A 20,883-nucleotide genomic window follows, 5' to 3' on the forward strand; every position below is an offset into this window, starting at 1 on the left:
CCCGATAATGCAGGCGGGCGAATAAGCGCAAAGTAATTTTGCCCGCTTGTATTATCGGGGGCACGCCCTAAATATTTTTATAGAAAAAGAATCATCAGCCACCAAAAAATCGGTACACTTTCTACCCAAAAAGAAGTATAATATTTGGAACGATTTGGATTGGCAAATGCAATAAATAACATCAGCATAATAACCATGATAAGATTTATAATTGCATCGTGATAATTGAATGTTGAAATAAAAACTTCTAAAAACCAAAACGGAATCAATAATAGAAATCCTAAAAGTTTAGTTTTCTTAACGCCAATTGTCTGTGGAACGGTTTGAAGGTGCGGGTCATCATTTGCGAGATCCAGAATTTCAAAAACCAAAATCAACACAAAAACCAATATAAATCGCTGAATACATTTGATAAAGAAATCTGTTGTAAATGGAATTTCGGCATTTATGAGAGGCAAAACCAAAGTTGCTCCAACCCAACAAAGCGCTACAATGTAAATTTTTACGCCAGCCCAATTCCTGGCATTTTTTCGGTTTGGAAAAAATGGTAATGTATAAAGTGCAGTTATGGCAAAAATTCCAACGGAGACAATTTGGGTAATTCGCTTTAAATGGAAAAAATAATATCCAACCAAAATCAGCGAAATAAAACTCAAAACGGCTATAATTTTTAGCTGCGTTCCTATTTGATTTTTCTTTACGCGAACCAGCGCATCATATTTTACGAAATTATATCCTACAATTGTGCCAAAAAAAACAAAAAGTGCCATCGGCTCATCATATTGAATATGAAATACATGAAACGTAATTCGTACAAGAGCGTAACAAGATAAAGCCACATGAATACTGCTATTTAGATAAAAATCTAAGATGCGTTTTGATACTATCATACCCCAAATCTAATATTTTATTAACAAACCAAGTATTTGATTATAAATTTGATAAAAAATGAAGTTAAAAATACCTATTAAATTAGTAATAATACTTAATTTTGCGCCACAAAAAAACAACACATTTACTTTTAAATGTGATTCGTACCATAAAATGGTGTACGAGCACATTAATTAAAAAAACTTAGATAGCTACATGAAAACAGATGCTTTTGCTTTAAGACACATTGGTCCAAGAGAAACTGATCTTCAGCATATGCTGAAAACTATTGGAGTTGACTCGATCGAGCGACTTGTTTATGAAACCCTTCCAGATGACATTCGTTTAAAAGCACCTTTGAATTTAGATCCTGCGATGACCGAGTACGAATTTGCAAATCACATTCAAGAATTAGGAAGAAAAAACAAAGTATTCAAATCTTATATTGGTTTGGGTTATCATCCAACTATCGTTCCTGCTCCAATCCAAAGAAACATCTTCGAAAATCCAGGATGGTATACAGCTTACACGCCTTACCAAGCAGAAATTGCTCAAGGTCGTTTGGAAGCAATATTGAATTTCCAAACTACTGTTATCGAATTAACAGGAATGGAAATCGCAAACGCATCTTTACTAGATGAAGGAACTGCTGCCGCAGAAGCAATGGCGTTATTATTTGACGTTCGTACAAGAGATCAAAAGAAAAACAATACTCATAAATTCTTCGTTTCTGAAGAAATTCTACCACAAACTTTGTCTGTTTTGCAAACACGTTCAACTCCAATTGGAATTGAATTGGTTATTGGAAACCACGAAACATTTGATTTTTCAAATGAATTTTTCGGAGCTATTTTACAATACCCAGGAAAATACGGTCAAGTAAATGATTATAGTGCTTTTGTTGCTAAGGCAAAAGAAAACGAAATTAAAGTTGCCTTTGCTGCTGATATTTTATCATTAGCTGCTTTAACTTCTCCAGGAGAAATGGGTGCTGCAGTTGTGGTTGGAACTACTCAACGTTTTGGTGTACCAATGGGTTACGGTGGTCCTCACGCAGCTTACTTTGCAACTAAAGACGAATACAAACGTTCTATGCCGGGTCGTATTATTGGAGTTTCTGTTGATACAAATGGAAATCGTGCTTTACGTATGGCTTTAGGAACTCGTGAACAACACATTAAACGTGAAAAAGCAACTTCTAACATTTGTACTGCTCAGGTTTTATTAGCAGTTATGGCTGGAATGTACGCGGTTTATCACGGACCAGAAGGTTTAAAATACATTGCAAATAAAGTTCATGCATCGGCGGTTACTACTGCTGAGGCTTTAAATAAAATTGGAGTTTCTCAAATTAACTCAGCTTATTTTGATACTATTTTGGTAAAAGCAGATGCTCAAAAAGTAAAAGCTATTGCTGAGAAAAACGAAGTAAACTTCTTCTATCCTGATGCTAACTCAGTTTCAATATCATTAAACGAAACAACTTCTATTGCCGACATCAACCAAATCGTTGCGATTTTTGCTGAAACTTTAGGAAAAGAAATTGTTACGGTTTCTGAATTAACTGAAACTAGTCAATTACCAGCTTCATTAGAAAGAACTTCTTCTTTCTTAACGCATGATGTTTTCAACAATCATCATTCAGAAAGCCAATTGATGCGTTACATCAAAAAATTAGAACGTAAAGATTTATCATTAAATCATTCGATGATTTCATTGGGTTCTTGTACGATGAAATTAAACGCAGCTTCTGAAATGTTGCCTCTTTCAATGCCAAACTGGAACAGCATTCACCCGTTTGCACCAGTTGAGCAAGCTGAAGGTTACATTACAATGCTTAAAAAATTAGAGCAACAATTAAATGTAATTACTGGTTTTGCTGGAACAACATTACAGCCAAACTCAGGAGCTCAAGGAGAGTATGCTGGTTTAATGGCGATTCGTGCTTACCACATGTCAAGAAACGAAGGTCACCGTAATGTATGTTTAATTCCTTCATCGGCTCACGGAACAAATCCTGCTTCTGCTGCGATGGCGGGAATGAAAATCATTGTTACTAAAACAACTCCAGAAGGAAATATTGACGTAGAAGATTTAAGAGAAAAAGCGATTGAGCACAAAGATGATTTATCTTGTTTAATGGTAACGTACCCTTCTACTCACGGAGTTTTCGAATCTTCAATTATTGAAATTACAAAATTAATCCACGATAATGGTGGTTTAGTATATATGGATGGTGCAAACATGAACGCGCAAGTTGGATTAACAAATCCTGCTACAATTGGCGCTGACGTTTGTCACTTAAACTTACACAAAACATTCGCTATTCCTCACGGTGGTGGTGGACCTGGAGTTGGACCAATTTGTGTGAACGAAAAATTAGTTCCGTTCTTGCCAACAAACCCAATCTTAAAAGTAGGTGGCGAACAAGCAATTACCGCAATTTCATCTGCTCCTTACGGATCTGCTTTAGTATGTTTAATTTCTTATGGCTACATTACAATGATGGGAGCTGAAGGATTAAAAAGTGCTACAGAACACGCAATCTTGAATGCCAACTATATGAAATCTCGTTTTGAAGGTCACTACCCAATTCTTTATACTGGAGAATGCGGAAGAGCGGCTCACGAAATGATTTTAGATTGCCGTGCATTTAAAGAAAACGGAATCGAAGTTGGTGATATCGCAAAACGTTTAATGGATTACGGTTTCCACGCTCCAACGGTTTCTTTTCCAGTTGCTGGAACTTTAATGATCGAACCAACTGAATCTGAAGATTTAGCTGAGTTAGATCGTTTCTGTGATGCACTTATTTCAATCAGAAAAGAGATTGAAGCTGCAACTGCTGATGACAAAAACAATGTATTGAAAAATGCACCTCATACATTAGCAATGTTAACTTCTGATGCTTGGGATTTCCCTTACTCAAGAGAAACAGCAGCTTATCCATTAGATTACATCGCAGATAATAAATTCTGGCCATCTGTTCGTCGTGTTGATGATGCTTATGGTGACAGAAACTTAGTTTGCAGCTGTGCTCCTATTGAAGCTTACATGGAAAGCTAAGAATTAGCTTTTATAAATATCCAAACCCGACAGATTTCAAAAACCTGTCGGGTTTATTTTTTGTTTTGGTTTTTAAGTTTCCATTTATGATTGCTACTTTAAACCTGAAACTTTAAACTTTCTTCAAACAAAAGACTAAAGAAGAAATCTGATTTAAAGAAACATAACTTTCCGCTAATATTTTGTGAAATTATTTCAATAAAATAAACATTACACCGAAAAAAAAATCAGTCCTAAAAACTATTTCAATCGTTTGAAATCTAGGAAATATTAAAAAATCATTAGAAAAAAAACAATATATCAACTTAAAAATCGTTTTTTCACAATTATATGCATGCATACTATTTTTTATGATAGTTATCATAATATTATTTATACATTAGCAATAAATTTATCGGATAATTAAGGGAAAAAATGAAAATAAAAATTATTGGTATTGGGAGCTATATTCCTAATCTAGAAGTAAAAAACACAGATTTTGATAAACATGTTTTTTTAAATGAGGATGGAACTCCTTTTGGTTATCCGAATGAAGTTGTAATTAAAAAATTTAAAGGCATCACTGGAATCCAAAACCGTCGTTATGCCGAACCTCAATATAATGCTTCTGATTTAGCTTTTTTTGCTGCACAAAAAGCAATTGCAAATGCAGGAATAGATGCCGAAACTCTAGACTATATTATTTTCGCCCATAATTTTGGTGACGTAAAAACAGGAACGCATCAAACAGATGTTTTACCAAGTTTAGCAACTCGAGTGAAAAACAAATTAGGAATCAAAAATCCTAAATGTGTAGCTTACGATATTCTTTTTGGATGCCCTGGATGGATTGAAGGCGTATTACAAGCGAACGCTTTTATCAAATCTGGAATGGCAAAAAGAGTTATGGTAATTGGAGCCGAGACTCTATCTAGAGTTGTTGATGATCATGATCGTGATTCTATGATTTACTCTGACGGAGCTGGAGTTTCAATTTTAGAAGCATCAACAGATGAAACTGGATTACTATCTTATGAGAGCGCCACTTTCGCCAATGATGAAGCCAATTATCTTTTCTTCGGAAAATCTTATAATCCAGATTTAGATCCAGACATTAAATACATCAAAATGTACGGACGTAAAATCTACGAATTTGCTTTAAGCAATGTTCCATGCGCCATGAAAAGTTGTTTAGATAAAAGCGGTATTTCAATTGACGAAGTCAAAAAAATCCTGATTCACCAAGCAAACGAAAAAATGGACGAAGCAATTATCGAACGTTTCTACAAACTTTACGATAAAACACCTCCAAAAGATATTATGCCAATGAGTATTCATGATTTAGGAAACAGTAGTGTTGCCACTGTTCCTACTTTATACGATTTGATTTTACAAGGAAAAATAGAAAATCACGAAATCAACAAAGGCGACGTTCTTATTTTTGCTTCGGTTGGAGCAGGAATGAACATTAATGCTTTTGTTTACCGATACTAGTCGCTGTTTTCAGTTTCATAGACTGAAAACTCTGATTGAGACTGAAAACTAAAAAAGTCCGCACTATAAGGTGCGGACTTTTTTAGTATATTTGCGACCTAATTAAAATCAAGAACGAGAGATTGTTCGTTCGCAATAACTATGTACGAAAAAACGTTTCCGAATAAAAGATTCAAACTTACCTTAGAGTTTTTACAAAAGCACGTTAGCACATCAGAGACTATTTTTGATTTTGGAGTTCCAAATCCGTTCTCTAAAATAATGGAAGAAAATGGATACACTGTAAAAAATACAAAAGGCGAAGATTTAGACAACAATCATAAGGCGCTACAAACAGAAGAATATACTGTTTTTACTGCATTTGAGATTTTCGAACATTTACTAAATCCATATACCATTTTGCAAAATGTAAAATGTGATAAATTACTAATTTCAATTCCGTTACGCTTATGGTTTTCGCCAGCATATCGTTCTAAAACAGATATGTGGGACAGACATTACCATGAATTTGAAGATTGGCAATTAGATTGGCTTTTAGAAAAAACAGGCTGGAAAATAACCGACCGATTACAATTTACACATCCAGTAAAAAAGTTTGGTTTAAGACCTTTATTAAGATACTTCACTCCAAGATATTATATTGTTGTAGCTGAAAGAGCTTAACTTCAAATTCTAATAAAAAATCTCAAATTCCAATTGAACTCGTTTCGATTGGAATTTGGAATTTATAAAAATTGGGATTTAAATTGAAAATTTTATGAAATATTACATCGTCATTCCCGCACACAACGAACAAGATCTTATTGGTCTTACTTTACAATCATTGGTCTCACAAACTGTTTTGCCTTCAAAAGTTGTGGTTGTAAATGACAATTCGACTGATAAAACAGAAGAAGTTGTATTGGGTTTTGCAAAAGAGAATCCGTACATCTCTGTTGTAAATAAAACTTCAGATGCGATTCATATGCCGGGGAGTAAAGTGATTCAAGCTTTTCAAAAAGGTTTTGAAACTTTAGATTCTAATTACGACATTATTGTAAAAATTGACGGCGATTTAATTTTTCCTCCAAATTATTTTGAAACCATTATTAAACATTTCGAATCAGATCCAAGGGTTGGAATGGCTGGCGGATTCTGCTACATAGATAAAAATGGCGAATGGATTTTGGAAAACCTTACTGATAAAGACCATATTCGCGGTGCTTTAAAAGCATACCGCGCAGCAACTTTTCAGCAGATTGGAGGTTTACGTCCTGCAATGGGTTGGGATACTGTCGACGAATTGCTTTGCAAGTATTACGATTGGAAAATTGTTACAGACGAATCTTTACATGTAAAACACTTAAAACCAACTGGTGCAAATTATAACAAAACAGCTCGTTATAAACAAGGCGAAGCTTTTTATACTTTAGGATATGGTTTTTGGATCACTTCAATTGCTTCTGCAAAATTGGCAATGATGAAGAAAAAACCTTTTCTATTTCTAGACTACATTAGAGGTTTTTGGAAAGCTAAAAAAGCTAAAACTCCTTTATTGGTAACACCAGAACAAGCTAAATTTATTAGAAATTATCGTTTCCAGAAAATGAAACAAAAGCTTTTTTAATCTTAAAAAAATTAAAAAACTGCCAAGCCGAAACGGTAAACTGTAAACTAATCCTTAATTTAGCCAATATTTAAAAATTATGATGCTAATCCGTTATTTATCCCAAATCGGGAAATATTTTTTAATGCTGAAGGAAATTTTCAATAAACAGACTAAATGGCCTGTTATGAAAAACCTAATTCTAAAAGAAATCGATGATCTTATTATTGATTCACTTGGAATTGTTTGCTTTATCTCTTTTTTCATCGGAGGAGTTGTTGCCATTCAAACAGCGTTAAACTTAACTAACCCTTTAATCCCAAAATATTTAATAGGTTTTGCTACACGCCAATCTGTAATCTTGGAGTTTGCTCCTACTTTTATTTCGGTAATTATGGCCGGAAAAATGGGATCATATATTACTTCAAGTATCGGAACAATGCGCGTTACAGAACAAATTGATGCTTTAGAGGTTATGGGAGTTAACTCTGTAAACTATCTTGTTTTTCCAAAAATAATCGCTTTACTAATGTATCCTTTTGTAATCGGGATTAGTATGTTTTTAGGAATTTTTGGCGGATGGATGGCTTGTGCTTATGGAGGATTTTCAACTGGTGCCGATTTTATAATGGGAGCTCAAAAAGATTTCATACCGTTCCATATTACTTATGCCTTTATTAAAACTTTAATCTTTGCCATGTTATTGGCAACAATTCCATCTTTTCACGGATATTATATGAAAGGTGGTGCATTAGAAGTTGGTAAGGCAAGTACAACATCATTCGTATGGACTTCAGTTTGTATCATTCTTTTTAATTATATATTAACTCAATTATTATTAGGATAATGATAGAAGTAAAAAATATAGAAAAATCATTTGGCGATAGTAAAGTTTTAAAAGGCGTTTCAACAATATTTGAAACAGGAAAAACCAACTTGATTATTGGACAAAGTGGATCTGGAAAAACAGTTCTATTAAAAACATTATTAGGAATTCATACGCCAGATTCAGGAACAATTGAATTTGACGGAAGAGTTTATTCTGATTTGGACAAAGACGAAAAACGTGACTTGAGAACCGAAATCGGAATGGTATTTCAGGGAAGTGCCTTATTTGACTCGATGACAGTTGAAGAAAATGTAGCTTTCCCGCTAAAAATGTTCACCAATAATAGCAAAGCACAAATTAAAGAAAGAGTTGACTTTGTTTTAGAAAGAGTAAATCTCGTTGACGCTCACAAAAAATTACCTTCTGAGATTTCTGGAGGTATGCAAAAACGTGTGGCTATTGCACGTGCTATTGTAAACAATCCGAAATATTTGTTTTGTGACGAACCTAACTCTGGTCTAGATCCGAATACTTCGACTTTGATTGACAACTTAATTCAGGAAATCACAAAAGAATACAACATTACAACCGTAATTAATACTCACGATATGAACTCTGTAATGGAGATTGGTGAGAATATTGTTTTCTTAAAGAAAGGTCTTAAAGCTTGGCAAGGAACTAAAGAGGAAATCTTTAGAACTGACAACAAAGACATCGTAAAGTTTGTTTATTCTTCAAACCTTTTCAAAAAAGTAAGAGAAGCCTATTTGAAAGGCTAAAAGCTTTCAAAATTTAAATGAAAAAATCCCAAATTCCAGTTGTTGCAAACTTTGAAATTTGGGATTTCTTTTTATTTAAAGTTAGGTGAATAAATCTCAAACTTTAATTTACCAGATTCCTCTAAAAATAATTTTAGCTCCTCTGAGTGTTTCTGTGAATTCAACTTAACTATTGATTCCTTTTCTAAATGATTTTCGTTTAAAAAAACAAAATCTTGAACAGCAAAATTATAGCTCACATCTGCACCTCCAGCGCTTAAGTACTCATTTCGCTGAAATGCTTTTTTATATAAAATAGAGAATATTTTATTCCCTTTTGCATTTATCTTTTTTGAATAGAAATTGAAATCTAAAAAAGACAATATCCTATAAAGTTCATTATCTTGAACTTTAAACCCAACTTTAGAAAATGTCAAAACCAATAAGGATATTCCAATCATTGAAAAAACAAATAACATAATAAAAAAGGCAACATTTAAATCTTTTATTTTGTGATTAATGAGTGTTTGCAAACCTACACATGAAAAATATAAGAAAAAAAATGTTGGCACTAAGAGTATTGCTTTTTGCTTAAACTCAAAATTGTCATTTAGTATTATTTTATTCATTATTCATTTAATTTTTTATTGAACATTGATTAATTCCACTTCCGCATTCGGATTAAAAAGATATGTTTTCCCTGAGCTTATTTCGATGCATTCAAAACGTTTGGTACGAACGGCCAATTTCTTGAAAACTTTTCCGTTTTTGATCCTAAAAACACTTCCATACGGAATTTCAAAAACATAGTTCTTATCATTATCCTTGTCATATTGTTTTAAAGCCAAAGACAAAGTGGTATCGGTGTCACTACTTGCTGAAGGATTTTTGAAATGTCTTGCCAACAAAGGCAATATTTGTCCAGGAAATATTTCTGGTCGAATAAACGGAACCATCAGACGCTGAAAAGTAAATTTCCACTCATTTCCATGCGGTTTTATATTTCGTCCAAATTTTTCAAAAGCAACTAAATGCGCAATTTCATGAATTAGCGTAATTAAAAACCGATATTTATTCAAACTTGCATTAACCGTAATTTCATGTTTTCCACTTGGTCCGCGTCTATAATCTCCGTGACGCGTTTGGCGTTCGTTTACAATTTTCAAATGAACCTGATTGGCCACTATCAAATCAAAAACAGGTTTTACCGCATGTTCTGGAATATATTTAGCTAAAGTATCGCTCAATTTAATTATGAATTATGAGTTTTGAGTTATGAGTTTTTTCTTTGTCGTTAAAATTATACTTTTTATGATTTTTAGCACTTCTTCACATTGCTTGTGCATTGATTCAAATTCAGCAATAGTAATATACTTTGTTTCAATCAATATTTCTAACCAATACATTGATTCATCACATTCTTTCTGAGAAATTGATAATTTATGAATAAAATCAGCTTTGCTTTGTGCATTCACAGCTTCCCGAACATTGGCACCAACTGAAGTAACCGAACGCAAAAACTGTTTACTCATTACAAATTCTTTCCTTTCTGCTACTAGCCATTTATAAAAGTTAACTCCTCTTACAGCTAACTCAAAACTTTTAGTTTTCACAATACTCTCACTCATAATTCAAAACTCATAATTCACAACTAATTATGGATTAGTTGAAGAAACTTCAAGAACTTTTCCGTTAAAATACTTATTTCCGTTTAATGTAAAATCATAAATATAAGTTGCCATTCCTTCTGCTGAAATCGGCGCTTGATATCCAGGAAAAGCTTCATTAAGCATTTCTGTTTGAACAGAACCCAAAGCCAAAACATTAAATGAAATTCCTTTTTCTTTATATTCTTCGGCTAGTAATTCAGTCAAAGTAATTACAGCACCTTTGCTCGAACTATAAGCAGCTAATCCTGCGAATTTCAAACTTCCGCGAACTCCACCAATCGAACTAATCGTAACTACGTGACTTCCTTTTTCTAAATACGGAATACAAATACGAGTTAGATTCGCAACAGCAAAAACATTCACTTTATAAATGCTTTCAAAATCTGCTTGTGTAGTTTGCTCAAAAGGTTTTAAAAGCAAAGCACCAGCATTATGAACTACTGCATCTACTTTTTTCCATGTCGAAGAAAGAAAATTTTCAACCTGTCCTAAAGCATTTTCATCTGCCAAATCAACAGACAGACAAGTTACGTTTTGATGTTCTATAAGTGCTTGTGGTATTTTTCTAGAAATGGCCAAAACCTGATGACCAGCTTCAGCAAATTTCAAGGCTAATTCGTAACCAATTCCTCTGCTTGTTCCTGTAACGATAATATTTTTCATATCGCAAAAATAATCAAATGCTGTAAAACAGCCTCTTATTTGTTCATGGTTATTTCTTGAGTTGGCGAAACAGCAATTTTGGTTACTGCAGGCAATAATTCTTGTGTGAATGCCGTGATATGCGGAATATCCATTAATTTAAATTCATCTGAAACATGATGATAATAATCAAAGTTTTCAAAATCAAAAGTACTTAGAGATTGGCATGGTTTTCCGAAAGCCTGAAAAAACGAATAATTATCAGATCTATAAAACAGCTTATACTCTGCTTCTTTTGGTAAAAATCCGATGGTGTTTTTTCCTGTATATTCATTTATTTTTTGTGCCATATTCGATTTATCAAAACCTGTTATATAAGCTAGATAATCGCGTTTCATTGGAACACCTATCATTTCGATATTTAATTGTGTGTAAAGATTGAAATTTTGCTTTTTCAATTTCTCTACTAAACTTTTAGATCCTAGTAATCCTTTTTCTTCTCCCGCAAAAAATACAATTAATATACTTCGTTTGTTAGCTTTAGTTGTGCTAAAATATTTTGCCATTGCAGCTACAGAAGTTACTCCCGAAGCATCGTCATTGGCACCATTATTAATTTTATCAGCCTGATCTTTTGTCTCTAAACCAATATGATCGTAATGCGCGCTCAAAACAACAAATTCTTTTTTTAGTTCAGGATCTGTTCCTTCAATAACCCCAACAATATTAAACGCTGGCTTTTCGAAATTGGTTAAAGTATCGCGATAAGTTTTAAAATACGGTTTAATTTTATTTTTCTTTAAAAAGTCTTCCAAGAAAACTGCCGCTTTTTCAATTCCTTTCGTTCCTGTCTCACGTCCTTCCAATTCATCAGAAGAAAGATATTTTAAGAAATCTGAAATTTCAGATTCCTTTACTTTATAACTGATTTCTATAGGTTTTGAAACTCCTTTTATCTCATTCTCTTTTGTTGTTGAAGTTCCCGATTTGCATGCTAGAAAAACAAGAGGAAGCAGAAAGTATAGCTTTTTCATAATGTTTGGTTTGATTTAATACTGAGTAAGAAACAAAAATTTACTTTAAGGCATAAACTTATGAAAAGTAATAGAATATTCATAAAAAAACCCTTTCAAACTAAAAGCTGAAAGGGTTTTAAAATTTATTTTGAAATCTATTTATCCTGCAATAACTGCTCTAGAAATTACAATTTTCTGAATTTCAGAAGTTCCTTCGTAGATCTGAGTGATTTTAGCATCACGCATTAAACGCTCTACGTGGTATTCTTTTACATATCCGTTTCCTCCGTGAATTTGGACAGCTTCAACTGAAGTATCCATTGCAACTTGCGAAGCAAATAATTTTGCCATTGCACCGCTCACGTCGTAGTTTTTATGATTGTCTTTATCCCAAGCTGCTTTCATACATAAATGACGCGCCGCTTCGATGTTTACAGCCATATCTGCCAATTTAAAAGCAATTGCCTGATGATTGCAAATTTCTGTTCCAAAAGCTTTACGCTCTTTAGAATATTTCAAAGCCATTTCGTAAGCTCCAGAAGCAATTCCTAACGCTTGAGAAGCAATTCCGATTCTTCCTCCCGCAAGAGTTTTCATAGCAAATTTAAATCCGAAACCATCTTCTCCGATTCTATTTTCTTTTGGAACTTTAACATCAGAAAACATTAAAGAATGTGTATCAGAACCACGGATTCCCATTTTTTGTTCTTTCGGACCAACTGAGAAACCTGGCATATCTTTCGTCATAATTAAAGCATTGATTCCTTTGTGCTTTAATTCTGGATGAGTTTGTGCAATTACTAAATATACAGAAGCTGTATTTCCGTTTGTAATCCAGTTTTTAGTTCCGTTCACTAAATAGTGATCTCCCATATCAACCGCTGTTGTTTTTTGAGAAGTCGCATCACTTCCTGCTTCAGGCTCACTTAAACAGAAAGCTCCGTGAATTTCTCCAGAAGCTAAACCTGGTAAATATTTTTGTTTTTGTTCTTCGGTACCATATTCTTGTAATCCCCAGCAAACTAATGAATTGTTTACAGACATAACAACAGAAGCAGAAGCATCTATTTTAGAAATTTCTTCCATTGCAATAACATAAGAAATAGCGTCAAGACCGCTTCCTCCGTATTTAGGATCAACCATCATTCCCATAAATCCAAGCTCACCCATTTTTTTGATTTGCTCAGTTGGAAAAATTTGTTTTTCGTCTCGTTCAATAACTCCCGGCAATAATTCATTTTGAGCAAAATCTCTTGCTGCCTGTTGAATCATTAAATGTTCTTCGGTAAGATTAAAATCCATAGTAGTTTACTTTAAATGTTTTTCTCAACCAGATTTCAAAACAGATTTCTTTAGTTGATAGTTTTTTTATGTTTTTTGTGTTTTTTCGGAGCCTCTTTTTTTAAAGCAAAGGCTTCCAAAGATACTTTTTAAAAGTGTAATTTACAATGCATGCATATAAAATTAATAGATCAGCAAAGATAACGATAACGTTTTCGTAATTATTTAGCTTTTTCTCCAAATGAGCGTTAATCTCGCAACAATTCTTTTAAAATTTAAAAGTCTTTTTTTCTTTTTAGAGCATATAAAAACGGACATTTTGATGACTTTTTACCAGTCTTTCATTAAACAATTCTTAAAACACGTAAATCTACGTAAAACTAGTCTTACTAAATTGATTTTTAATGTAATACAAAAATTAAATGTAAATTTTACAGAAAAAAAACATATTGAAAATGAACCAAATATTAATAAATTAACATTATTTTTGACCAAAAAATAAATAATTGATAGAACATGAAAAAGATTTTACTATTACTAACATTCCTCTTAAGCTTACAATTTTCTACTGTTTCGGCACAAACTCAAATCGATGTTAATGGCGTAACAGTTCCTAGAAAAATAGATTTTCTAGGTAAGACTTTACAACTTAACGGTGCTGGTGGAAGATCAAAAATGTGGTTGGAAGTTTATGTGCAGGCATTGTATTTATCTCAATTAGCGCAGGATCCTCAATTCATTATTGATAGTGATACTGAAATGGCAGTTAGAATCGAAATTACTTCTTCTATGGTTTCTTCAAATAAACTGACAAAAGCTATGAACACAGGTTTTGAAAAATCTGCGGGTGCAAATCTTGAACAATTACGTCCTAGAATTGAGCAGTTAAAAAGTTTCTTAAGCGATGCCATTACAGAAAAAGATGTTTTCATTTTAGCATACAACCCATTAGACCAAAATGTTTATGTTTCTAAAAACGAAGTTTTGAAAGGAAAAATTCCTGGATTCGATTTCAAAAAAGCATTATTCGGAATCTGGCTTTCTGATAAACCAGTTGACGAAACTTTGAAAAAACATTTATTAGGACAATAATTCTTAATTTTCTGAATATTCAAAAAGCCGTCCCGAAAAATTTCGGGACGGCTTTTCTTTTTTGTTTTATAAATTTGATGCAAAATACATTATTCGCATTATTCTATTTTATACATTTACGCAAAATAAACATATCACAACAAAATGAAAGATTTATTACAACAATTTGAAAACAAAGCACCTGAAATTGTTTTCAATTGGAAAGATTCAGAAACAGAAGCCGAAGGGTGGACTGTTATTAATTCACTTCGTGGAGGAGCTGCGGGTGGAGGAACAAGAATGAGAAAAGGTCTAGACATGAACGAAGTTTTGTCTTTGGCTAAAACTATGGAAGTTAAATTCTCAGTTTCTGGTCCTGCAATTGGAGGAGCTAAATCTGGAATAAATTTTGATCCGAACGATCCTCGCAAAAAAGGTGTTTTGCAACGTTGGTACAAAGCCGTTTCTCCTTTATTGAAAAGCTACTATGGAACTGGAGGAGATTTAAATGTTGATGAGATTCACGAAGTAATTCCAATGACGGAAGAATGTGGTGTTTGGCATCCGCAGGAAGGTGTTTTTAATGGACACTTTAAACCAACCGAAGCTGATAAAATTAATAGAATCGGACAATTACGTCAAGGTGTAATTAAAGTAATTGAAAATCCGAAATTCTCTCCAGACGTTACTAGAAAATATACCGTTGCCGATATGATTACTGGTTTTGGTGTTGCAGAAGCAGTTCGTCATTTTTACGCTACTTATGGCGGAGACATTAAAGGTAAAAAAGCAATTGTTCAAGGTTTTGGAAACGTAGGTTCTGCAGCTGCTTTTTATTTAGCAGAAATGGGAGCGAAAGTTATCGGAATCATTGATCGCGATGGCGGATTAATAAAAGAAGAAGGTTTTTCTTTTGAAGAGATCAGAACGTTATTTTTAAATAAAGACGGAAATAAATTAGTTGCTGACAATATGATTCCGTTTGAAGAAATCAATTCTAAAATCTGGACTATTGGTGCTGAAATTTTCACTCCTTGTGCGGCTTCAAGATTGGTTACTCAAACACAAATTGACAGCTTGATCGCAAACGGATTAGAAGTAATTTCTTGTGGTGCCAATGTTCCTTTTGCTGACAAAGAAATTTTCTTTGGTTCTATCATGGAAGAAGTAGACCGTAAAGTAAGTTTAATTCCTGACTTTATTTCAAACTGCGGAATGGCAAGAGTTTTTGCTTATTTCATGGAGAAAAAAGTTCAAATGACCGATGAGGCTATTTTTAACGATACATCTGATACAATTAAAAATGCGATTGTTAAAGCTCACGCTCTGAGTTCGTCAAAAACAAATATTAGTGCAACTGCTTTTGAGATTGCATTGAAACAGTTAGTGTAATGTATTCTACACTTTAATATATAAACGGGCCAGATTTCTATTTGGCTCGTTTTTTTGTACTGTAGATATTTAACGCAAAGTACGCTAAGATATTTTTATTCAGAGCGCAAGCAATATCTAAATATTAAGTTCACAAAGCTTTATCTTGACAAAGCTTTGCTAACTTTTAATCTTAAGATTCACTCAAATTTAAGTCAATTAAAACTTTGCGTTTCTTTGCGTAAATCTTAGCGTGCTTTGCGTTATAATTTTTTAAAAAACCTTAGTACCCTTTGCGGTTAAATTCTCTCTTTCATTCTAAACAATTTTTACTACTTTTAAACGTTTTTAAAATAATACATTTCAAAATTCAGAATTTAAATGAGTTCCTCTATTTCTTCAGATCAAAAGAAATCATTAGTATTCACAATCGCTATTTATGCGGTAGTTATTGCGTTGCTATTTTTTATACGTTTTTGGCCTCCATATAATCCTGAAAATAATGTTGCCCTTGCAGATGGCGGAGGAGGTGGCGGAGGCGTTACAGTAAATTTTGGAGATAGCGATTTAGGTTCTGGAGCCAATTATAAAAGCGAAGTTTTGGATGTAAAGAACAATGTAAAACAAGCTCCTGCAAAAGCAACTCCTGAAGAAGAAGCTATAATTAGTCAAGAAAATACAACTGCCGATAATGATGTTGTAATTCCGACAAAAGAAAAACCGAAGAAGCCTGTTCCTGTCGAGAAACCAATACAAAAACCTGTGCCCGAAAAACCAAAAGTTTCTAACTCTACAAACGATGCTTTAGCAAGTATTATGAAAGGTTCGAACAAAGGCGGAGACGGAGATGATAAAGCAGCAGGAAACAAAGGAAAAGCTAACGGAAGTTTAAACTCAAACGGATATTATGGCTCTGGTGGTTCTGGTGGAGGAACTGGAGGCGGTAACGGAACTGGAAATGGCATTGGCACTGGAAGCGGTTACGGAGCAGGAACTGGCGGAGGATCTGGCGGAGGATCTGGATATTCTCTAGGAAACAGAAAAGCCTTATCTAAACCAGCGCCAAAATATACTTGTAACGAAGAAGGAAAAGTCGTTGTTGAAGTAAGTGTTGACCAAAACGGAAAAACAATAAGCGCAACACCAGGAATTAAAGGAACAACAAATACTGCAAAATGCTTATTAGATCAAGCAAGAATTGCAGCAATGAATACCAAATGGGAATCTGACAGTGATGCTCCTGCAAAACAAGTTGGAAAAATTATTTATAATTTTAGTTTGGATTAAAAAACAGATTTACACTAAATCTGTTTTCTATAAAAAAGGCTTTCAGAAATCTGAAAGCCTTTTTTATAGAACTTGTTTGACTCATTTCTTTCGTTCAGTTTGTCATTTCGACGAAGGAGAAATCTTCGCGAGAAGCTCTACAAAGATTGGATTTTCGTTGCGGAGCTACTTGTGGAGATTTCTCCTTCGTCGAAATGACAAAATTGCGTTTTTTGCTTCTCCTATTAAATAACAGGTTTTAAAAACCTGTCAGGTCAAGATTATCAATTAGTTCGCGTGAGGGATAGAAGCAGGCTACCGAAGTAGCGCGGATAGCCCGACCAGAATAAAAAAATGGGCGAATCAACGCTTAGCTGATTGCCCATTTTTTTATTCTGGTCACGCCCTAATGATAAATCTATTTCGGACTTGTAGCAATTACAAACTTCAAATTGTTCTTCACTCCTATCTGTAAAACATCTACTAAGTCTTGAACTTGTAGGTTAAACGGAATTCGAACTACAACGGTTTGTTCTTTATCTGTTCCTATTTTTGACATTAAACTGGTTTCTAGATTTTCAAAATCTACTTCCTGTTTGTCAATGTAAAACTTTTTATCTTCTGTAACCGATAAACTTATTAGCTGTTTATTGGTCTTTTCATTCGCTTTAGCTTTTGGCAATGTCATCTTAATCACGTTCGGGTTTGCCAGTGTTGAAATAATTAAGAAAAACAACAGCAGGAAAAACATGATATCGCTCAAAGACGAAGTCGCAACTTCGGCGTGAAATCTTCTTTTTCTTTTAATAGACATGACTTATGCTCTTTGAATTATATTGACAAATTCTAAAATCTGTTTCTGAATTTTTAAAGCAAAATTATCAATCTTTCCGTTTAATAAGTGGTAAGCGCTATAAGCAATAATACCCACAATTAATCCAGAACCAGAACTGATCATTTTCTCGTATAAACCTCCAGAAATATTTCCGATACTAATATTTTCAGTAACCGAAATACTGTAGAAAATTTTAATAACCCCAGAGATTGTTCCGATGAAACCTAATGTTGGCGCAATACCGGCAATAAGTCCTAAGTGACCTAAATGTCTTTCCATTTCGCCAATTTCGATATCGGCAGCACGATCCATATTAGCTTCAATTTCAGAAATTGGTCTTCCAATTACCAAAACGCCTTCTTTTAAAATATTTCCAGCTGCAGTATTATTTCTTTCTACAATTGTTCTTGCCAATTCGATATTTCCAGAATGTAATTTTTCACTAATATCTTGCATTAATCTGCTGTCGATTTTAGACGCACGGCTGATGTACATATAACGTTCAAAAATCAGGTAAATAGTGTAAAACAATAAAATCGCGATCGGAATTAAGAACACTCCCCCTTTCATGATGAAACCAAACATTGAAATTTCATTTTGTGGTGCTGCGATCTTTTCGACCACTACATTTGAAGCATTTGCGATTGTATCTGTTTGTAACTGAATAAAACTAAACATATATTAATTCTGGTTTTTAATAATTAATTCTAAAAAATATTTGAAATTTGCAATAAAGATAATTTTCGCTGTAATATTAAACTACAAAAATCGAAATTTATTTCAATCAACAACCATTTTATCTAAACAAATGAACTATCAAGAAACTACCAATTGGATGTTTAATCAACTTCCAATGTACCAATTGCAAGGTGCTTCTGCGTATAAAGAAGATTTAACGAATATCAAATTGTTGGCAGCTCATCTTGATAATCCGCAAACGAAACTGAAATGTATTCATGTTGCAGGAACAAACGGAAAAGGTTCTACTTCGCATATGCTTTCGTCTGTTTTACAAGAAGCAGGATATAAAGTTGGCTTATATACTTCTCCGCACTTGAAAGATTTTAGAGAAAGAATTAAAATAAACGGTAAAGAAATCTCAGAAGAGTTTGTTATTGAATTTGTTGCGAAACACAAAGATTTTTTTGAAGCCAATGACATGAGTTTCTTCGAAATGTCGGTTGGATTGGCTTTTGATTATTTTGCTACAGAAAAAGTAGACATTGCTATAATCGAAGTTGGTTTGGGTGGAAGATTGGACGCTACCAATATCATTACGCCTTTGGTTTCGGTAATTACTAATATTGGTTTAGATCATACTCAGTTTCTAGGAAATACTCTGGAAGCGATTGCAGGAGAAAAAGCGGGAATTATAAAACCGAATGTTCCAGTTGTTATTGGCGAATATAATGACGAAACTAAACCTGTATTTTTGGCTAAGGCCGAAGAGAATAATGCGTCGATTTATTTTGCATCAGATTTAATTGATCAGATTTATTTGTCTGACTTGATTGGAGATTATCAGTTTCATAATAAAAAGACGGTTCAGCAGACGATTTCGATTTTGAACAATGAAACCGATTTTAAAATTTCGATCGAACAGTTGAAAGAAGGTTTATTGCATGTTGTAAAAAATACGGGTTTGCAAGGAAGATGGCAGCAATTGGGAGAAAACCCGAAAATCATTTGCGACACTGCTCACAATAAACACGGATTATCGGTTGTAATGAATCAGCTGAAAAATGAGAAATACGAGAAACTGCATATTGTTTTGGGTGTTGTGAATGATAAAGATCTGGATTCTATTTTGCCACTTTTTCCAAAAGAAGCGACATATTATTTCTGCCATCCAAATTCGTCACGAGCTTTGCCTGCTGAAACTTTAAAAAATGCGGCTGAAAAATTCAGTTTAATAGGAGAAAAATACGATTCTGTTGAAATCGCTTTCGCGGAAGCAAAGAAAAATGCTTTAGAAAATGATTTTATTTACGTTGGCGGAAGTACTTTTGTTGTTGCCGAATTGCCTTTGGACTAAAATATACTTTTGATTTAGAAAAAAACTTAAAAAATTCTTTTTAATAACAAATTCATAAACAAATAGATATAAGTTATTTTAAAAAAAGTTTTATTTTTTATTGTTTTTTGTTTGCAGAACTCAAAAACAGGCGTATATTTGCACTCGCAATCACAAACGATAGCAACCTAGTAAAATAGGGCGATTAGCTCAGCTGGTTCAGAGCACCTCGTTTACACCGAGGGGGTCGGGGGTTCGAACCCCTCATCGCCCACAAAAAACTCCTTAAGAAATTAAGGAGTTTTCTTTTAAATAAGAAGACTAAAAAGAATATTTAAAATCCAGAAAAGTTTAAATTTCTTTGCAGAACTCAAAAACAAACGTATATTTGCATTCGCAATCACAAACGATAGCAACCTAATAAAATAGGGCGATTAGCTCAGCTGGTTCAGAGCACCTCGTTTACACCGAGGGGGTCGGGGGTTCGAACCCCTCATCGCCCACCAAGAAACTCCTTAAGAAATTAAGGAGTTTTTTTTTGCCTTCTCAATATTATTTCTTGACATCAAAAAATTTAAAATTATGAGCGAACTGATCGGATTTAACGTTAGGGTTTATGCTTTTTGCATAAACGACAATAAAATTTTAGCACTGCACGAAAGATATGCAGGAACACAAATATGCAAATTACCTGGAGGCGGTCTTGAATTTGGAGAAGGGACAATTGAATGTCTTCATCGTGAATTTGAAGAAGAATTAAATTTAAAAATCGAAATCTTAGATCATCATTATACGCAGGAAGATTTTATTGAATCTCGTATAAAAGACAATAAACAGATTCTTAATATTTATTATACTGTCAAAATACTAAATATTGAAGATTTAAATGTTCAAATTCCGGGATTAGAAAAATTAGAATGGATTGATATTGATTCAGAAAACAATCCTTTTGTTTTAAAAGCGGATATAATTGCATTTGAGAAATTGAAGAAAAAAGTCAGTAATCAAATAAGATAAATATTTTTATCCAATTTTCATCCCCTGTTAGCGAGAGCGTCTCGCTCGCGTATAAACTGGATTCACGAGCGAGACGCTCGCGCCAGCAGGTGGTTTTTTTTATGCTTATTTTAAGTTAA

At 33.5% G+C, this 20,883-nt stretch carries 20 protein-coding genes and 2 tRNA genes; 13 read left to right on the forward strand and 9 right to left on the reverse strand.

Annotation, left to right across the window (positions count from 1 at the left end):
• Nucleotides 1–77: 77 nt before the first annotated feature.
• Nucleotides 78–890, reverse strand: coding sequence for a hypothetical protein (locus JC605_RS19730; RefSeq protein ID WP_177211985.1), 813 nt, complete (start codon nucleotides 888–890; stop codon nucleotides 78–80).
• A 196-nt stretch (nucleotides 891–1,086) separates the two neighbouring features.
• Here JC605_RS19730 and gcvP point away from each other — a divergent pair, with 196 nt between their 5' ends.
• From gcvP to JC605_RS19760, 6 genes are all read left to right on the forward strand, one after another.
• Nucleotides 1,087–3,936, forward strand: coding sequence for an aminomethyl-transferring glycine dehydrogenase (gene gcvP, locus JC605_RS19735; protein WP_198857818.1), 2,850 nt, complete (start codon nucleotides 1,087–1,089; stop codon nucleotides 3,934–3,936).
• Nucleotides 3,937–4,350: 414 nt separating this feature from the next.
• Nucleotides 4,351–5,409 (forward strand): 3-oxoacyl-ACP synthase III family protein, encoded by a 1,059-nt coding sequence (locus JC605_RS19740; RefSeq protein WP_198857819.1) that lies wholly within the window; start codon nucleotides 4,351–4,353, stop codon nucleotides 5,407–5,409.
• 141 nt (nucleotides 5,410–5,550) lie between these two features.
• Nucleotides 5,551–6,072 (forward strand): methyltransferase, encoded by a 522-nt coding sequence (locus JC605_RS19745; protein WP_198857820.1) that lies wholly within the window; start codon nucleotides 5,551–5,553, stop codon nucleotides 6,070–6,072.
• A gap of 94 nt (nucleotides 6,073–6,166) precedes the next feature.
• Nucleotides 6,167–7,015, forward strand: a complete 849-nt coding sequence (locus JC605_RS19750) for a glycosyltransferase family 2 protein (protein WP_198857821.1) — start codon at nucleotides 6,167–6,169, stop codon at nucleotides 7,013–7,015.
• A 79-nt stretch (nucleotides 7,016–7,094) separates the two neighbouring features.
• On the forward strand, nucleotides 7,095–7,841 hold the full coding sequence (locus JC605_RS19755) for an ABC transporter permease (protein WP_198857822.1): 747 nt from the start codon (nucleotides 7,095–7,097) through the stop codon (nucleotides 7,839–7,841).
• Nucleotides 7,841–8,602, forward strand: coding sequence for an ABC transporter ATP-binding protein (locus JC605_RS19760; protein WP_198857823.1), 762 nt, complete (start codon nucleotides 7,841–7,843; stop codon nucleotides 8,600–8,602). Before JC605_RS19755 ends, JC605_RS19760 begins: the two co-directional genes overlap by 1 nt.
• A gap of 71 nt (nucleotides 8,603–8,673) precedes the next feature.
• Here the strand turns inward: JC605_RS19760 and JC605_RS19765 are convergent, their stop codons facing one another.
• The 6 genes from JC605_RS19765 to JC605_RS19790 form a co-directional block, all read right to left on the reverse strand.
• A complete protein-coding gene (locus JC605_RS19765) occupies nucleotides 8,674–9,210 on the reverse strand; it encodes a hypothetical protein (RefSeq protein WP_198857824.1) in 537 nt (178 codons plus the stop codon).
• 15 nt (nucleotides 9,211–9,225) lie between these two features.
• The gene (locus tag JC605_RS19770; RefSeq protein WP_198857825.1) at nucleotides 9,226–9,828 is read right to left on the reverse strand and encodes a SprT-like domain-containing protein; all 603 of its coding nucleotides are present in this window, start codon (nucleotides 9,826–9,828) and stop codon (nucleotides 9,226–9,228) included.
• A 12-nt stretch (nucleotides 9,829–9,840) separates the two neighbouring features.
• Nucleotides 9,841–10,209, reverse strand: a complete 369-nt coding sequence (locus JC605_RS19775) for a four helix bundle protein (protein ID WP_198857826.1) — start codon at nucleotides 10,207–10,209, stop codon at nucleotides 9,841–9,843.
• A 27-nt stretch (nucleotides 10,210–10,236) separates the two neighbouring features.
• On the reverse strand, nucleotides 10,237–10,914 hold the full coding sequence (locus JC605_RS19780) for an SDR family oxidoreductase (RefSeq protein WP_198857827.1): 678 nt from the start codon (nucleotides 10,912–10,914) through the stop codon (nucleotides 10,237–10,239).
• Between the two features lie 35 nt (nucleotides 10,915–10,949).
• Nucleotides 10,950–11,927, reverse strand: a complete 978-nt coding sequence (locus tag JC605_RS19785; RefSeq protein ID WP_198857828.1) for a M28 family peptidase — start codon at nucleotides 11,925–11,927, stop codon at nucleotides 10,950–10,952.
• Between the two features lie 141 nt (nucleotides 11,928–12,068).
• Entirely contained in the window at nucleotides 12,069–13,211 is a 1,143-nt protein-coding gene (locus JC605_RS19790) for an acyl-CoA dehydrogenase (protein ID WP_198857829.1), read from the reverse strand.
• Nucleotides 13,212–13,706: 495 nt separating this feature from the next.
• Between JC605_RS19790 and JC605_RS19795 the strand changes: the two genes are divergently transcribed.
• The 3 genes from JC605_RS19795 to JC605_RS19805 all read left to right on the forward strand — a co-directional run bounded on the left by JC605_RS19795 (nucleotide 13,707) and on the right by JC605_RS19805 (nucleotide 16,919).
• On the forward strand, nucleotides 13,707–14,282 hold the full coding sequence (locus JC605_RS19795; RefSeq protein ID WP_198857830.1) for a chalcone isomerase family protein: 576 nt from the start codon (nucleotides 13,707–13,709) through the stop codon (nucleotides 14,280–14,282).
• A gap of 144 nt (nucleotides 14,283–14,426) precedes the next feature.
• Nucleotides 14,427–15,653, forward strand: a complete 1,227-nt coding sequence (locus JC605_RS19800) for a Glu/Leu/Phe/Val dehydrogenase dimerization domain-containing protein (RefSeq protein ID WP_198857831.1) — start codon at nucleotides 14,427–14,429, stop codon at nucleotides 15,651–15,653.
• A 360-nt stretch (nucleotides 15,654–16,013) separates the two neighbouring features.
• Complete coding sequence (locus JC605_RS19805) at nucleotides 16,014–16,919, forward strand: energy transducer TonB (protein ID WP_198857832.1); 906 nt, start codon at nucleotides 16,014–16,016, stop codon at nucleotides 16,917–16,919.
• A gap of 397 nt (nucleotides 16,920–17,316) precedes the next feature.
• Here the strand turns inward: JC605_RS19805 and JC605_RS19810 are convergent, their stop codons facing one another.
• On the reverse strand, nucleotides 17,317–17,712 hold the full coding sequence (locus JC605_RS19810; protein ID WP_008464192.1) for a biopolymer transporter ExbD: 396 nt from the start codon (nucleotides 17,710–17,712) through the stop codon (nucleotides 17,317–17,319).
• 3 nt (nucleotides 17,713–17,715) lie between these two features.
• Nucleotides 17,716–18,411: a MotA/TolQ/ExbB proton channel family protein gene (locus tag JC605_RS19815; RefSeq protein ID WP_198857833.1), complete on the reverse strand. Its 696-nt coding sequence runs from the start codon at nucleotides 18,409–18,411 to the stop codon at nucleotides 17,716–17,718.
• Between the two features lie 130 nt (nucleotides 18,412–18,541).
• Between JC605_RS19815 and JC605_RS19820 the strand changes: the two genes are divergently transcribed.
• From JC605_RS19820 to JC605_RS19835, 4 genes are all read left to right on the forward strand, one after another.
• The gene (locus JC605_RS19820) at nucleotides 18,542–19,768 is read left to right on the forward strand and encodes a folylpolyglutamate synthase/dihydrofolate synthase family protein (protein ID WP_198857834.1); all 1,227 of its coding nucleotides are present in this window, start codon (nucleotides 18,542–18,544) and stop codon (nucleotides 19,766–19,768) included.
• A gap of 178 nt (nucleotides 19,769–19,946) precedes the next feature.
• Nucleotides 19,947–20,021 (forward strand) — tRNA-Val (locus tag JC605_RS19825).
• A 154-nt stretch (nucleotides 20,022–20,175) separates the two neighbouring features.
• Nucleotides 20,176–20,253, forward strand: a tRNA-Val gene (locus JC605_RS19830).
• Nucleotides 20,254–20,329: 76 nt separating this feature from the next.
• A complete protein-coding gene (locus JC605_RS19835; protein ID WP_198857835.1) occupies nucleotides 20,330–20,764 on the forward strand; it encodes an NUDIX domain-containing protein in 435 nt (144 codons plus the stop codon).
• Nucleotides 20,765–20,883: the final 119 nt, after the last annotated feature.

It is taken from the genome of Flavobacterium sp. IB48 (genome assembly GCF_016405855.1).
In the GTDB taxonomy this organism is placed as follows: domain Bacteria; phylum Bacteroidota; class Bacteroidia; order Flavobacteriales; family Flavobacteriaceae; genus Flavobacterium; species Flavobacterium ginsengisoli.

What these genes read in the sequence shown, in the direction of transcription:
- JC605_RS19740 (WP_198857819.1), top strand. Translation starts at nt 4,351, where the DNA reads ATGAAAATAAAAATTATTGGTATTGGGAGCTATATTCCTAATCTAGAA.
- JC605_RS19785 (WP_198857828.1), bottom strand. Translation starts at nt 11,927, where the DNA reads ATGAAAAAGCTATACTTTCTGCTTCCTCTTGTTTTTCTAGCATGCAAA.
- gcvP (WP_198857818.1), top strand. Translation starts at nt 1,087, where the DNA reads ATGAAAACAGATGCTTTTGCTTTAAGACACATTGGTCCAAGAGAAACT.
- JC605_RS19775 (WP_198857826.1), bottom strand. Translation starts at nt 10,209, where the DNA reads ATGAGTGAGAGTATTGTGAAAACTAAAAGTTTTGAGTTAGCTGTAAGA.
- JC605_RS19820 (WP_198857834.1), top strand. Translation starts at nt 18,542, where the DNA reads ATGAACTATCAAGAAACTACCAATTGGATGTTTAATCAACTTCCAATG.
- JC605_RS19780 (WP_198857827.1), bottom strand. Translation starts at nt 10,914, where the DNA reads ATGAAAAATATTATCGTTACAGGAACAAGCAGAGGAATTGGTTACGAA.
- JC605_RS19745 (WP_198857820.1), top strand. Translation starts at nt 5,551, where the DNA reads ATGTACGAAAAAACGTTTCCGAATAAAAGATTCAAACTTACCTTAGAG.
- JC605_RS19810 (WP_008464192.1), bottom strand. Translation starts at nt 17,712, where the DNA reads ATGTCTATTAAAAGAAAAAGAAGATTTCACGCCGAAGTTGCGACTTCG.
- JC605_RS19805 (WP_198857832.1), top strand. Translation starts at nt 16,014, where the DNA reads ATGAGTTCCTCTATTTCTTCAGATCAAAAGAAATCATTAGTATTCACA.
- JC605_RS19765 (WP_198857824.1), bottom strand. Translation starts at nt 9,210, where the DNA reads ATGAATAAAATAATACTAAATGACAATTTTGAGTTTAAGCAAAAAGCA.
- JC605_RS19795 (WP_198857830.1), top strand. Translation starts at nt 13,707, where the DNA reads ATGAAAAAGATTTTACTATTACTAACATTCCTCTTAAGCTTACAATTT.
- JC605_RS19760 (WP_198857823.1), top strand. Translation starts at nt 7,841, where the DNA reads ATGATAGAAGTAAAAAATATAGAAAAATCATTTGGCGATAGTAAAGTT.
- JC605_RS19750 (WP_198857821.1), top strand. Translation starts at nt 6,167, where the DNA reads ATGAAATATTACATCGTCATTCCCGCACACAACGAACAAGATCTTATT.
- JC605_RS19755 (WP_198857822.1), top strand. Translation starts at nt 7,095, where the DNA reads ATGATGCTAATCCGTTATTTATCCCAAATCGGGAAATATTTTTTAATG.
- JC605_RS19835 (WP_198857835.1), top strand. Translation starts at nt 20,330, where the DNA reads ATGAGCGAACTGATCGGATTTAACGTTAGGGTTTATGCTTTTTGCATA.
- JC605_RS19790 (WP_198857829.1), bottom strand. Translation starts at nt 13,211, where the DNA reads ATGGATTTTAATCTTACCGAAGAACATTTAATGATTCAACAGGCAGCA.
- JC605_RS19730 (WP_177211985.1), bottom strand. Translation starts at nt 890, where the DNA reads ATGATAGTATCAAAACGCATCTTAGATTTTTATCTAAATAGCAGTATT.
- JC605_RS19800 (WP_198857831.1), top strand. Translation starts at nt 14,427, where the DNA reads ATGAAAGATTTATTACAACAATTTGAAAACAAAGCACCTGAAATTGTT.
- JC605_RS19815 (WP_198857833.1), bottom strand. Translation starts at nt 18,411, where the DNA reads ATGTTTAGTTTTATTCAGTTACAAACAGATACAATCGCAAATGCTTCA.